Origin of the sequence: Rhizobium sp. Root483D2 (assembly GCF_001426685.1) — a bacterium.
Lineage (GTDB): Bacteria > Pseudomonadota > Alphaproteobacteria > Rhizobiales > Rhizobiaceae > Pararhizobium > Pararhizobium qamdonense.
The window spans coordinates 173,375-187,300 of sequence record NZ_LMFB01000012.1 but is presented as its reverse complement, the minus strand read 5'-3'; the positions used below and the strand labels follow the sequence as shown (position 1 = coordinate 187,300).

12 protein-coding genes are annotated in these 13,926 nt (G+C 62.7%); 10 read left to right on the top strand and 2 right to left on the bottom strand.

Annotated features, from left to right (window positions below; all coding sequences use genetic code 11):
- Positions 1-51: 51 nt before the first annotated feature.
- Together ASD32_RS10400 and ASD32_RS10395 are read left to right on the top strand one after the other, a co-directional pair.
- Positions 52-996, top strand: coding sequence for an acetamidase/formamidase family protein (locus ASD32_RS10400; protein WP_060637953.1), 945 nt, complete (start codon positions 52-54; stop codon positions 994-996).
- Complete coding sequence (locus tag ASD32_RS10395; RefSeq protein ID WP_060637952.1) at positions 993-2,675, top strand: ABC transporter ATP-binding protein; 1,683 nt, start codon at positions 993-995, stop codon at positions 2,673-2,675. Before ASD32_RS10400 ends, ASD32_RS10395 begins: the two co-directional genes overlap by 4 nt.
- A 43-nt stretch (positions 2,676-2,718) precedes the next feature.
- Here the strand turns inward: ASD32_RS10395 and ASD32_RS10390 are convergent, their stop codons facing one another.
- A complete protein-coding gene (locus ASD32_RS10390; protein WP_348270737.1) occupies positions 2,719-3,765 on the bottom strand; it encodes a LacI family DNA-binding transcriptional regulator in 1,047 nt (348 codons plus the stop codon).
- Between the two features lie 108 nt (positions 3,766-3,873).
- Here ASD32_RS10390 and ASD32_RS10385 point away from each other — a divergent pair, with 108 nt between their 5' ends.
- A complete protein-coding gene (locus tag ASD32_RS10385; protein WP_060637951.1) occupies positions 3,874-4,704 on the top strand; it encodes a phytanoyl-CoA dioxygenase family protein in 831 nt (276 codons plus the stop codon).
- Between the two features lie 21 nt (positions 4,705-4,725).
- Here the strand turns inward: ASD32_RS10385 and ASD32_RS10380 are convergent, their stop codons facing one another.
- On the bottom strand, positions 4,726-5,343 hold the full coding sequence (locus tag ASD32_RS10380; RefSeq protein ID WP_060637950.1) for an NAD(P)H-dependent oxidoreductase: 618 nt from the start codon (positions 5,341-5,343) through the stop codon (positions 4,726-4,728).
- Positions 5,344-5,506: 163 nt separating this feature from the next.
- Between ASD32_RS10380 and ASD32_RS10375 the strand changes: the two genes are divergently transcribed.
- The 7 genes from ASD32_RS10375 (at position 5,507) to ASD32_RS10345 (ending at position 13,806) form a co-directional block, all read left to right on the top strand.
- Entirely contained in the window at positions 5,507-7,039 is a 1,533-nt protein-coding gene (locus tag ASD32_RS10375; protein ID WP_060637949.1) for an acyl-CoA carboxylase subunit beta, read from the top strand.
- Positions 7,040-7,278: 239 nt separating this feature from the next.
- Positions 7,279-8,199: a glutathione-dependent disulfide-bond oxidoreductase gene (yghU, locus tag ASD32_RS10370; RefSeq protein ID WP_060637948.1), complete on the top strand. Its 921-nt coding sequence runs from the start codon at positions 7,279-7,281 to the stop codon at positions 8,197-8,199.
- A gap of 10 nt (positions 8,200-8,209) precedes the next feature.
- Positions 8,210-8,587: a hypothetical protein gene (locus tag ASD32_RS10365; RefSeq protein WP_060637947.1), complete on the top strand. Its 378-nt coding sequence runs from the start codon at positions 8,210-8,212 to the stop codon at positions 8,585-8,587.
- Between the two features lie 4 nt (positions 8,588-8,591).
- The gene (locus tag ASD32_RS10360) at positions 8,592-9,002 is read left to right on the top strand and encodes a hypothetical protein (RefSeq protein WP_060637946.1); all 411 of its coding nucleotides are present in this window, start codon (positions 8,592-8,594) and stop codon (positions 9,000-9,002) included.
- Positions 9,003-9,018: 16 nt separating this feature from the next.
- Positions 9,019-11,022 carry an acetyl/propionyl/methylcrotonyl-CoA carboxylase subunit alpha gene (locus ASD32_RS10355; protein ID WP_060637945.1) on the top strand — a complete coding sequence of 668 codons (2,004 nt, stop codon included), beginning with the start codon at positions 9,019-9,021 and terminating at the stop codon, positions 11,020-11,022.
- A gap of 287 nt (positions 11,023-11,309) precedes the next feature.
- Positions 11,310-13,451 carry a methylmalonyl-CoA mutase gene (scpA, locus tag ASD32_RS10350; RefSeq protein ID WP_060638156.1) on the top strand — a complete coding sequence of 714 codons (2,142 nt, stop codon included), beginning with the start codon at positions 11,310-11,312 and terminating at the stop codon, positions 13,449-13,451.
- A 166-nt stretch (positions 13,452-13,617) separates the two neighbouring features.
- On the top strand, positions 13,618-13,806 hold the full coding sequence (locus tag ASD32_RS10345) for a hypothetical protein (protein ID WP_060637944.1): 189 nt from the start codon (positions 13,618-13,620) through the stop codon (positions 13,804-13,806).
- The last annotated feature ends 120 nt before the right edge of the window (positions 13,807-13,926 follow it).

Sequence of the window (13,926 nt, the reverse complement as noted above, 5' to 3'; positions counted from 1 at the left end):
TGCGCGCACGTCAGTGATCCGATGGGCCGCGCTTCCAAGGGAGAACAACCAATGTGCGTCGCCTGCACCCATACCATCCATCGTGCCCAGCATAATTTCGGCTGGAACAAGGATTTCGAGCCCGCGCTCATTGCCAAGCCCGGTGAGACCATCCATTTCGAATGCCTGGATTCCTCCGGTGGCCAGCTTGGTGCTGGATCGACGCTGGAAACACTCGCCGCGCTCGATTTCAACAAGATCAATCCGGTCACCGGCCCCGTCTATGTCGAGGGCGCGAAGCCCGGCGATGCGCTGAAGGTGACGATCCGCCGCTTCATCCCCTCCGGCATCGGCTGGACAGCGAATATTCCAGGTTTCGGGCTTCTGGCCGACCAGTTCAAGGAACCGGCCCTGCACATGTGGTCCTACGATCCGAACAGCATGGCGCCGTCGCTCTACGGTCCCGGCGGCAAGGTGCCGCTGAAACCCTTTGCCGGAACGATCGGCGTTGCTCCGGCCGAACCCGGGCTGCATTCCGTCGTGCCGCCGCGCCGCGTCGGCGGCAATCTCGATATTCGCGACCTGACATCGGGCGTGACACTCTATCTGCCCGTCGAGGTCGAGGGCGCGCTGTTTTCGATCGGCGACACCCACGCCGCCCAGGGCGACGGCGAAGTCTGCGGCACTGCGATCGAAAGCCAGATGGAGGTCGAGGCGACGATCGAGCTGGTCAAGGACGCGCGCCTGCAGAGCCCGCGCTTCACCACCACCGAACCGGTTACCCGCCATCTCGACGGCATGGGCTACGAGGTCACGACCGGCATCGGCCCGGACCTGATGACCGGTGCGCGCGAAGCGCTGATGCGGATGATCGACCTGCTCGGCTCCGAACATGGCATGAACCCCGTCGATGCCTACCTGCTCTGCTCGGTCTGCGGCGATCTCAGAATCAGCGAGATCGTCGATATGCCCAATTGGGTCGTTTCCTTCTATTTCCCAAGGATCGTGTTCGCGTGACATCTGCTTTTCCCGTTTCCCCACCGGTCCTCACCATCGACAGGCTCTGCGTCGATGCCCGCACGCCGGAAGGCCGCAGGCGCGTTCTCGACGATGTCAGTTTCGATTTGAGACTTGGGGAAACGCTCTGCATTGCCGGTGAAAGCGGGTCGGGCAAATCGGTGACCTCGCTTGCCATCATGGGGCTTTTGCCCAAGGCTTCCCTGCAGATCGCCTCCGGCAGCATTTCGCTTGAGGGCCGCAAGCTGTCGCGGCTGTCCAACAGCGCGATGCGCAGCGTGCGCGGCGGCGATGTCGCGATGGTCTTTCAAGAGCCGATGACCTCGCTCAACCCGGTCATGTCGATCGGCGCGCAGCTGACCGAGGCCATTCGCGAGCATCAGGGATCGGAAGGCGGCAGCGCCGAGGCTGTCGCGCTGCGCATGCTCGATGCCGTGCATATGACGGAGCCGGCCAAACGGCTGAAACAATATCCGCACGAACTGTCCGGCGGCATGCGCCAGCGCGTGATGATCGCCATGGCGCTCTCCTGCCGGCCGAAAGTGCTGATCGCCGACGAGCCAACAACGGCGCTCGATGTCACCGTGCAGGCGCAGATCCTCAAGCTGATGGACGAGCTGAAGCGCGAATTCGGCGCTTCGATCATCCTGATCACCCATGACATGGGCGTCGTCGCCCAGATGGCCGACCGCGTCGTCATCATGCAGGCCGGCCGCATCATCGAGCAGGGCGATGCCCTGCCGATCTTCAATGCCCCGGCGCAGCGCTACACCCAGGATCTGCTGGCCGCCGTTCCCCGGCTCGGCGCCCATGCTGGCACCGATGGCCCGCCGCGCATCAGCCCGATCACGGCGGATGCGACGCCGCTTGAGCGCACGCCGGTGCTGACCGTGCGCGCACTCGACGTCACTTACGGCAAGGCGGCAGGCTGGCTTTCCGGCAAAAAGCCGCCAGCTTTAGCGGTCAGCGGTGTCTCCTTCGAGATCCTTCCCGGCCAGACGCTCGGCCTTGTCGGCGAAAGCGGCTCGGGCAAATCCACCACCGGCAAGGCTGTGCTCGGCCTCATTCCCTTTACCGGCGACGTCGTGATCGACGGCCAGAACATTGGCGGCCTCAGCCAGCGCCAGATGCGGCCGGTGCGGCGCAGCGCGCAGATGATATTTCAGGATCCCTACGCCTCGCTCGATCCGCGCATGGCGGTCGGTGCTGCCATTGCCGAGCCGCTGATCATCCATGGCCTTGCCAACAAGGGCGAGCGAGACGACCGTGTGGCCGAACTCCTGCGCCGCGTCGGCCTGCAGCCGGATGCGGCCAGCCGCTATCCGCACGAATTCTCCGGCGGCCAGCGCCAGCGCATCTGTATCGCCAGAGCACTGACGCTCGGGCCCAAGCTGATCGTCGCCGATGAAAGCGTCGCAGCGCTCGATGTCTCGGTGCGCGCCCGCGTGCTCGACCTCATGCTGGAGCTGCAGGAAACCATGGGGCTCGCCTATCTGCTGATTTCGCACGATATGGCCGTGATCGAGCGCATGTCTCACCATGTCGCCGTCATGCGCTCCGGCCGTATCGTTGAAATGGGATCGCGCCGCGCCGTCTTCGAAAACCCGGCGGATGCCTATACCCAGGCCCTGATGGCAGCCGTACCGATCCCAGACCCGGCCCTGCGCAACGTAGCGTAAGGACGGCGAGTGATCTCCTTAGCCGGCTTATCTTCCAGCAGGCTTACGCGGGAGCTGCCAGCGAATCGCGTTCGATCAGGTTGCAGTCCATCTTGGTGAGCGGATAGGCGTCCTTGCCGGATCTGCGTCCCTTGCTGAGCTGTGAGACCGCCCAGGCGCCCATCGCCCGGTGCGGCAGGATCAGCGTGGTGAGCTGCGGGCGCAGGTGGCGGCAGAGCTCGTCGTCGTCATAGCCGATGACGGAGACATCCTGCGGGATCTTCAGCCCGGCGTCGCGCAAGGCGTTGTAGCAGCCGGATGCCATCTTGTCGTTCTGGCAGAAGAACGCGGTCGGCCGGTCCTTCAGCGCCAGAAAACGCTGCGTCGCTTCGAAACCCGAGGTCGGCGACCAGTTGCCTTCGCCCACCAGCCCGGCATCATAGGCAATCCCGGCCTTGGCCAGCGCCCTTTTGTAGCCTTTCAGCCGGTCCTGCGCGGCCTCCATGAAGGGTTCGCCGACAATGGTCGCGATGCGGCGATGTCCAAGCCGGATCAGCGTTTCGGTGGCCGCAAAGCCACCGGCGGCCTCATCGGGAACCACGGCGGGAAAGCCGCTGTCCGGCGCATAGCAATTCAACAGCACGACCGGGACCGGGAGCCCTTGGAGAAAGGCCGGCGGCGTCACCTGCCGGGTAAAGACCGTCATGTAGATCAGCCCCTCGATGCCGCTGCGCAGCATCGCCTCGACGGCCTTTTCCTCGCGCTCCGGCTTGCCCATCGTCTGGGCAACGAGGATGGTGGCGCCTTCGTCCCAGGAGGCCTGCCTTGCGCCCTCGATAGCATTGACCGATTCCGGCGTGGTCGCCAGCTGATCGCAGATGAAGCCGATCGTGCCGTGGCTGCCGAGCATTGGCCGGTGAATGAGCGAGGACGCGCCGTAGCCCAGCGTGCGGGCCGCCTCGATGACCTTGCCGCGCGTGTCTGCCGAGATCGTCACGCCCGTCGCATTGTTGAGGACGAACGACACTGTTGCCTGCGAACAGCCCGCAAGCCGTGCCACATCCGTCATCGTCACGCGGCGCGGCGGCTTTTCATGTTTCGTCTTGGTCAAGGATGGCCTCTCCGGGTGCAGAGGAAAACTTAACTTATTTATTCTCATAAGCATATTGACTAATAATTATTAGTTGCACTAGGCTGGGCATAACGGAGGAGACCGATTATGAACGCACCGGCACGATTTGACCTGCAGGCCAATCTCAAGACGCTTCAGGAGGACGGCATCACCGGCCTGAAGGGCGCCTTTGCGCCCGACTGGGCCGATGCGATGCGCGAGGATATGATGACGGCCTTCTGGTCGGCCATCCAGCGGGCGGGCGGCGCGGTTGGCCGGGGTCCGAGGCGCTGGTATGTGGAAATCCATCCGCAGAATTTCAGCGGCTTCGTCGATCTCATCATGCATCCGTGGGTGATCGCCATGTGCGAGAACGCGCTGGGACCAGACTACCAGATCGTTGAAATCGGCCTCGACGTACCCTTCGAAGGTGCGCGCTACCAGCCCTGGCACCGTGACTTCCCGTCGCCGGAGGATACCTATGTGGACCGCCGCATCACCTCGCTCGCCTTCAACCTGACCGGCGTCGATGTCACGCCGGATATGGGTCCGTTCGAGATCGCACCCGGCACTCAATATGATGACGGCCGCGACTGGAAGCATGAGATGTTTCCGGACAAGGCGCTCTGGGGTCGGTTCCAGGACCGCGCCACCCGCAAGTTCCCGCAGCGCGGCGATATTTCCTGCCGCTCGGCGCTGACAGTTCATCGCGGCACCGAGCATCTTTCGCCAATCGCAAGGCCGGTCATGGTGCTCGGCGTCGATGCGCCGGGTGCTGGCCATGCCGAACTGCACGACATGATGGTGACGCAGGACTATTTCGACGCCTTGCCGGACAAGGCCAAGAAGCACCTCGTCTGCCGCGTCGTCGATGAACTGGTGCCGATCAGCCAGAAGCATGACATCGAGGGGCTGGTGATGGGTGCCGATCCGGCATGATCGATCCTCCGGTGAAGGCAGTTACGCGTCTTCGCCGGGATATTGCGAGTGCTTGAGCAAGCCGGCAAGATGCGTGGTGTTGCGGGCCAGCATGGAGATCATTGTCTCCACGGCCTCCGGCACCGTGTCGAGATCGACGAAATTGACCGATCCCATCGCCTCGCCGACCCAATAGGCGACCGCATTGGCGGGAATCGTGAAGCCGACATCGTTCAGCGCCTGATAGACCTCGGCCGACACATGATGCGCGCCGTCCTCGTTGCCGGCCACCGCGACGGCTGCGACCTTGCCATAGGAGACCATCCGCCCGGCCTCGTCGGTTTCATCGAGGAATGCATCCATGCGCTCCAGCGCCCGCTTGCAGACGCTGCCCGGTTGACCCATCCAGATCGGCGTGCCCATGATCAAAATATCGGCCGCCAGAATTTGCCTGCGAATGTCAGGCCATGCGTCGCCGTCCCCCTCATCGGAGGTCACGCCCGGCTTGATATCGTGATCGGCAAGCCAGATCGTGTCGGTGCTGACATCGTATTTCCTGAACTCGGCTGCGATCAGGTCGAGCATATGGGCGGTCGATGATTTTTCAGTCGAGGACGAGGATTTGAGCGTGCCGTTCAGGGCAAGGGCTTTCAGGGGCATTGGCTTTTCTCCGTTTGCATATGCCGCTAACGCGCCTTGGCCGGAAAAGATGCGGCCGGGCTCGGATTCCCCTTTTGTCTAACAGGCGGCTTGCTTGCGCGATCGGTGATTTCCTTCGATCGTGTTTCCGGCTAAGCAGGAGACAAAGACGACGGGAGGAAGCATGCGCAATATCATCGAAACCGTGGAAGCGCGCCGCGCCGAGGCGCGTCTTGGCGGCGGGCAAAAGCGCATCGATGCCCAGCATGCCAAGGGCAAGCTGACGGCGCGCGAGCGCATCGAGGTGCTGCTCGATGAAGGTTCGTTCGAAGAATACGACATGTATGTCACCCACCGCGCTGTCGATTTCGGCATGGCCGAGCAGAAAGTGGCCGGCGATGGCGTTGTCACCGGCTGGGGCACGATCAACGGCCGCCAGGTCTATGTCTTCTCCCAGGATTTCACCGTTCTCGGCGGCTCTCTGTCTGAAACCCATGCGCAAAAGATCTGCAAGATCATGGACATGGCTGTGCGCAACGGCGCACCAGTGATCGGGCTGAACGATTCCGGCGGTGCCCGCATCCAGGAAGGCGTCGCTTCGCTTGCCGGCTATGCGGAAGTGTTCCGCCGCAATGCCGAGGCCTCCGGCGTCATCCCGCAGATTTCCGTCATCATGGGCCCCTGCGCCGGCGGTGCCGTCTATTCGCCGGCCATGACCGATTTCATCTTCATGGTGCGCGACACGTCCTACATGTTCGTCACCGGCCCCGACGTGGTGAAAACCGTCACCAACGAGATTGTCACGGCCGAGGAACTGGGTGGCGCCGGCACCCATACGAAGAGATCCTCGGTTGCCGACGCGGCCTATGAAAACGATATCGAGACCTTGGAACAGGTCCGGTTGCTGTTTGATTTTCTGCCGCTCAACAACCGCGAGAAACCGCCGGTCCGTCCGTTCCACGACGATCCCGCCCGCATCGAAAACCGGCTGGACACGCTGATCCCCGACAGTTCGGCGAAACCCTACGACATGAAGGAGCTGATCCACGCGGTCGCCGACGAAGGCGACTTTTTCGAGCTCCAGGAAGCCTTTGCCCGCAACATCATCACCGGCTTCATCCGGCTGGAGGGCCAGACCGTCGGCGTCGTCGCCAACCAGCCAATGGTGCTGGCCGGCTGCCTCGATATCGATTCGTCGCGCAAGGCCGCCCGTTTCGTGCGCTTTTGCGATGCCTTCTTGATCCCGATCCTAACGCTGGTCGATGTGCCCGGCTTCCTGCCTGGCGTGGCGCAGGAATATGGCGGCGTCATCAAGCACGGTGCCAAGCTTTTGTTCGCCTATAGCCAGGCGACGGTGCCGATGGTGACGCTGATCACCCGCAAGGCCTATGGCGGCGCCTATGACGTCATGGCCTCCAAACATATTGGCGCCGACGTCAACTATGCCTGGCCGACCGCCGAAATCGCCGTGATGGGCGCCAAGGGCGCCACCGAAATCCTCTACCGCTCCGAACTGGGCGACGCGGAAAAAATCGCCGCGCGCACGGCAGAATACGAGGTCAACTTCGCCAACCCGTTCAAGGCCGCCGAACGCGGCTTCATCGACGAAGTGATCATGCCCCACTCGTCACGCCGCCGCATCGCCCGCGCCTTTGCCTCGCTGCGCGGCAAGCGGCAGGAGCAGCTGTGGCGCAAGCACGATACGATCCCGTTGTGAGGTAGGATGCGCCACAACGCTCAGCCGTCATCCTCGGGCTTGACCCGAGGATCCACAGCCACACACTCCGCCGCAATGCCGGGCATGGATCCTCGGGTCAAGCCCGAAGATGACAGAGAAGAAAATGACGCCTTGGGAGAAAAGTGACGATCAGTGCTAGCGAAACCCCTGGCTGGCTTCCCATATCCCTTTTGTGCTCTCCTCTCGCGCACATCCCCGCTATCAAGGACCCAAAACCCATGACCGAAAAAAACCCCGCCGATAATTTTCCCGCCGGTTACGAAGTTCCCAAAGTCTGGACATGGGACAAGGGCAATGGCGGCGCATTCGCCAATATCAATCGGCCGATCGCCGGAGCAACGCAGGACAAGCCGCTGCCGACCGGCAAGCATCCGCTGCAGCTCTATTCGCTGGCGACGCCGAACGGCGTCAAGGTCACGATCATGCTGGAAGAGCTGTTGGAAGCGGGTCACACCGATGCCGAATACGACGCCTGGCCGATCCGGATCGGCGATGGCGACCAGTTCGGTTCAGGCTTTGTCGACGTCAACCCGAACTCGAAAATCCCGGCACTGATGGACCACGGCCCGAAGGGCGGCGGCGAGCCGGTGCGCGTGTTCGAATCCGCTTCGATCCTGCTCTATCTCGCTGAAAAGTTCGGCGCCTTCCTGCCGACGGAGCTTCGCGCCCGCACCGAGACATTCAACTGGCTGTTCTGGCAGATGGGCTCGGCGCCGTTCCTCGGCGGCGGTTTTGGCCATTTCTATGCCTATGCGCCGATCCATATCAAATATGCCATCGACCGTTATGCCATGGAGGTGAAGCGTCAGCTCGACGTGCTCGACCGGCATCTGGCAAACAATCAGTTCCTCGCGGGCTCTGACTATACCATCGCCGACATGGCGACCTGGCCCTGGTACGGCAATCTGGCGCTCGGCCAGGCCTATGGCGATGCCGGCACCTTCCTCGATGTGCAGAGCTACAAGCATGTGCAGCGCTGGACGGCCGAGATCGCGGCCCGCCCCGCAGTCAAGCGCGGCCGCATGGTCAACCGCCTGAACGGCGACCTCTCAGAACAGCTGCATGAGCGCCACGACGCCTCCGACTTCGAGACGAAGACGCAGGACAAGATCGCCCCGAACGGCGCGGCCAAGGCGTAAGGAGACCAAGATGGCCAAACGGCCCGAGATGACGAAACACAGGGGTTTTCCCTCCGGCTTGCCGGGCCATGGCCATCATTTCACCATCCGCCGGGCAAACGAGAAGGGCGTGACGCCGCTCAAGGTGCTGCAGCGCCTCGCCCGCCCGAACTCGATCGAACAAAAGGTCGATGCCGCCTTTTTGCATGCGCTCTGGCACCATTTCGGCGCAGAGCCTTTCGAGCGCGGCAATCTCGACGCCGGACGGCTCAACCTTCTGTTCGGCCGCGAGGTCGTGCCGGCGGCAGAGCCGTTCGATCCCACCTCCTATGAAGCCCTGCTGCGCATCAATGAAAAGGTGGCGCGCAAGAGTTTCCCGGAAGCCTTCGAAGACGTGATGGAAATCTGAGACCATGGCCAAGACCCCCGAAATGCCCAAGCATCGCGGCTTTCCCGCCGGCCTGCTCGGAACCCAGTGGCAGTTCACCCTGCGCCGGGCCAATTCCAAGGTCACGCCGCTGACGGCCTGGCCGCGGCACCGGACCATGGATCAATCGGTGGCACTTGCCGATATCGGCTTCGTGCAGGCGCTGTGGCAGTATTTCGGCACGGCGCCGTTCCAACGCGGCAATCTCGACGGCGAGCGGCTCTGCCGCCTGTTCGGCCGCGAATTGCTTCCGGCCGAACGCGGCTTCGATCCGGCCTCCTACGAGGCGCTCCTGAAGTTCAACGAGCCGCTCGCCCGCAAGAATTTCCCGCAGGCGTTCGAGGACGAGAAGACGGATGCAGGCGCTGCGCGCAGCACCCGGAAAACTGCGGAATGAGCGAGGGCAGCCACCCATGATCCAGAAAATCCTCATCGCCAATCGCGGCGAGATCGCCTGCCGGGTGATCAAGACCGCCCGGAAAATGGGCATCGCCACCGTCGCCGTCTATTCCGATGCCGATGCCGATGCGCTGCATGTGAGACAAGCCGACGAGGCCGTGCATATCGGGCCGGCGCCATCCAGCCAGTCCTATATCGTCATCGACAGGATCCTTGAGGCGATCCGCAAGACCGGGGCGGACGCCGTGCATCCTGGCTACGGTTTCCTGTCGGAGAATGCTGCGTTTGCGCAAGCCCTGGAGAAGGAAGGCATTGCCTTCATCGGCCCGCCTGTTGGCGCCATTCAGGCGATGGGCGACAAGATCACGTCGAAAAAGCTGGCGGCCGAAGCCGGCGTTTCCACCGTGCCCGGCCATATGGGCCTGATTGCCGATGCCGATGAGGCTGTGACGATTTCGGCGTCGATCGGCTATCCCGTGATGATCAAGGCCTCGGCCGGCGGCGGCGGCAAGGGCATGCGCATCGCCTGGAACGATGCGGAGGCCCGCGAGGGTTTCCAGTCCTCGAAGAACGAGGCGAAGAATTCCTTCGGCGACGACCGCATTTTCATCGAGAAATTCGTCACCCAGCCGCGCCATATCGAAATCCAGGTGCTCGGCGACACCCATGGCACCGTGCTCTATCTCGGCGAGCGCGAATGCTCGATCCAGCGGCGCAACCAGAAGGTCATCGAGGAGGCCCCCTCGCCGTTCCTCGACGAAAAGACCCGCCGCGCCATGGGCGAACAGGCCGTCGCCCTGTCGAAGGCCGTCGGCTATCATTCGGCCGGCACCGTCGAATTCATCGTCGATGGCAGCAGAAACTTCTATTTCCTCGAGATGAACACCCGCCTGCAGGTCGAACACCCCGTCACCGAGCTGATCACCGGCATCGATCTGGTCGAGCAGATGATCCGCGTCGCCTCGGGCGAAAAGCTGGCCTTTGGCCAAGACGATATAAAGCTCAACGGCTGGGCGATCGAAAGCCGGCTTTATGCGGAGGATCCCTATCGCAATTTCCTGCCCTCGATCGGCCGCCTCTCCCGCTACCGGCCGCCCGCCGAAGGCACGACCCCTGCCGGCACCATCGTGCGCAACGATACCGGCGTGTTCGAGGGCGGCGAGATCTCGATGTATTACGATCCGATGGTCGCCAAGCTCTGCACCTGGGCTCCGGACAGATTGACCGCCATCGATGCGATGAGTGCCGCACTTGACGATTTCGAGGTCGATGGCATCGGCCATAACCTGCCGTTCCTTTCGGCCGTCATGCAGCACGACCGGTTCCGCTCAGGGCATATCACCACCGCCTTCATCGCCGAGGAATTCCCCGATGGTTTCCACGGCGTCGAGCCCGATGCGGCCTCGGCGGCCAGGCTCGCAGCTGTCGCCGCGCTGGTGCATCAGGCGCTGCAGGACCGCGCCGTGCAGATTTCCGGCACGATCGGCAATCATCGCCGGGTGATCGGCAAGGATTGGGTCGTCACGTTTGCCGGCCAGGAACATGCGGTGTCGCTCGGCACGTCAGCGGACGGCCCCACGATCCGGCTGTCCGATGGCACCGTGATTGCGGCCTCCGGCGGCTGGACGCCCGGCCGCAGCCACGCCACCTTCCACATCGATGGGACCGCGATGGGCGTGAAGATCGATCGCGTCGGCACCGGCATCCGCCTGCGCTGGCGCGGCATCGATATCACCGCCCATGTGCGCAGCCCGCGCGTCGCCGAACTCGCCCGGCTGATGCCGGTCAAGCTGCCGCCGGATACGTCGAAGATGCTGCTCTGCCCCATGCCCGGCGTCATCACCGCCGTCACGGTTGTTTCGGGCGAAACCGTCGAAGCCGGCCAGGCGCTGGCGACGGTGGAAGCGATGAAAATGGAAAACATTCTGCGCGCCGAACGCCGTGGCATCGTCAAGCGCGTGGCGGTTTCCGCCGGCACCAGCCTTGCGGTGGATGAGCTGATCATGGAGTTCGAGTAAAAGTGAGCCCCTCACCTGCAATTTCTAACACTTAGCTGAAGCTAAGATGTTGAAATTGCTTCCTCTCCCGCAGGGGGAGAGGTACGATGTGGAAAGCTCGGGGTCCTACCTCTCCCCTTGCGGGAGAGGATACAAAATCAAGATCTTAGCTTTAGCTAAGTCTTAGATTTTGTTGGTGAGGGGAGAATGATGCTTACCGCCTCTGTCGGTTCACCGACATCTCCACCTCAAGGGGGAGATCAGACCGGGCCAACCGCCGCATGTTGACGAATAAAGGGATGCAGAGCATGTCCGATAAACACCCCCTCGCCGACTGGGCAAGCCTTGCCGAACGCGAGCTGAAATCCCCGCCCGAGACGCTCACCTGGCAGACGCCGGAGGGCATTGCCGTCAAGCCGCTCTATACCGAGGCCGATCTTGAAGCCGCTGGTCATCTCGGCTCGCTGCCGGGGCTGTCCCCCTTCACCCGCGGCCCGCGCGCCACCATGTATGCCGGGCGGCCCTGGACCATCCGGCAATATGCCGGCTTTTCCACCGCCGAAGCCTCGAATGCCTTTTACCGCAAGGCGCTGGCGGGCGGCCAGCAGGGCGTTTCCGTCGCCTTCGACCTGGCCACCCATCGCGGTTACGATTCGGATCATCCGCGCGTCGAGGGCGACGTCGGCAAGGCCGGTGTGGCGATCGATTCGGTCGAGGACATGAAGATCCTGTTCGACGGCATACCGCTGGAAAAAATATCCGTCTCGATGACCATGAACGGCGCCGTCGTCCCGATCCTGGCCTCCTTCATCGTGGCGGGTGAGGAGCAGGGCGTGCCGCGTGCGCACTTGTCGGGAACGATCCAGAACGACATTCTCAAGGAGTTCATGGTTCGCAACACCTATATCTATCCGCCCGAACCCTCGATGCGGATCGTTGCCGATATCATCGACTATACCGCCCGCGAAATGCCGAAGTTCAACTCAATCTCGATTTCCGGCTATCACATGCAGGAGGCCGGGGCGACGCTGGTGCAGGAACTGGCCTTTACGCTCGCCGATGGCCGCGAATATGTCCGTGCTGCCATCGCCAAGGGGTTGAGTGTCGATGAATTCGCCGGCCGCTTGTCGTTCTTCTTTGCCATCGGCATGAATTTCTTCATGGAAGCCGCCAAGCTGCGCGCCGCCCGGCTGCTCTGGACCCGCATCATGGAAGGCTTTCATCCCAAGAAACAGTCCTCGCTGATGCTGCGTACCCATTGCCAGACATCGGGTGTCTCCCTGCAGGAACAGGACCCTTACAACAACATTATCCGCACCGCATTCGAGGCGATGTCGGCGGTGCTCGGCGGCACCCAGTCTCTGCACACCAACTCCTTCGACGAAGCCATTGCGCTGCCTACCGAATTCTCCTCGCGCATTGCCCGCAACACCCAGTTGATCCTGCAGCACGAGACCGGCGTCACCAAGGTTGTCGATCCATTAGCCGGCTCATATTATGTCGAGAGCCTGACGGCCGAGCTTGCTGACAAGGCCTGGGCGCTGATGGAAGAGGTCGAGGCGCTCGGCGGCATGACCAAGGCGGTGGCCGACGGCCTGCCCAAGCGGTTGATCGAACAGGCGGCCACCCGCCGCCAGGCCGCCGTCGACAAGGGCGAAGAGGTCATCGTCGGCGTCAACAAATACCGGCTGGAGAGCGAGGACGATCTCGACATTCTGGATATCGACAATGCCGCGGTGCGCACCGCCCAGATCAGGCGCATCGAAGAGACGCGCAAACGCCGCGACAGCGCCGAGGTCCAGGCAGCGCTGGAAGCGTTGACGCAGATTGCCCGCACCGGTGATGGCAACATCCTAGAAGCGGCCGTCACCGCTGCCCGCGCCCGTGCCACCGTTGGCGAAATCTCCGATGCGCTGCGCATCGTCTTCGGCGATCACACCGCCGTTCCCGAAGTCGTCAGCGATATCTATGGCGATGCTTACAAGGACGAGCCGGAACTGGCAGTGCTGTCCGCCCGGCTGTCCGGCTTTTCGCAGACGACCGGCCGCAAGCCGAAGATCATGGTCGCCAAGCTTGGCCAGGACGGCCATGATCGCGGCGCCAAGATCATCGCCTCGGCTTTTGGCGATATAGGCTTCGATGTGCTGGCCGGCCCGCTGTTCCAGACGCCGGAAGAGGCGGCCGATATGGCTGTCAGCGCCCAGGTGCATGTCATCGGCATGTCGTCGCTTGCCGCGGGCCACAAGACGCTGGCGCCGCAGCTGATCGAGGCGCTGAAAGCCAAGGGTGCTGCGGATATTATCGTCGTGGTCGGCGGCGTCGTGCCGCGCCAGGATTACCAGTTCCTGCTCGACCATGGCGTTGCCGCCGTCTTCGGCCCCGGCACCAATGTCATGGAAGCCGGAAGGGCGGTTCTTGACCTCTTGGAAGGCCGGCTGCGCAACGCGTGAGGGGTGAATTCGCCATAATTTTTCATCGCTGAAAAGTTGTGCTTCCGATTTCGCGGAAATGCCGCATTCTGTCTGCGTGCTCGGGTGATTCGCCTCATGTGCCTGCGTTCAGGCCGGATTGAGAGCAGAACGACAACGCTAAATGATTTAGCCGGGGGGCAGCGCGATGCAGAAGCGTGACGACGTCGAAAACTGGGCAGTTTACAGGGCACAACAAATTCTGATGCGCGAGGGCATGGACCTTGCCTTGTCGGCGCGCGACTTTGACAGCGGCGCGGTAAGGGCCAAGGGCAAGCTCCTTGCCATGGCAATCGCCGCCTCGCTGGTCGAAGCCTCCGCCGCAAGGGCGGAATGACCGGAACGACGCTTGAGTCTGATCGGCAACGGCACTGTCCGGCCGGTCGTTCTCCGGCTTAGGACCCCTAGATCTGGCAATTGCCATCGTTTCTCAAAGCTATAAGCTACCGGTCGAAAT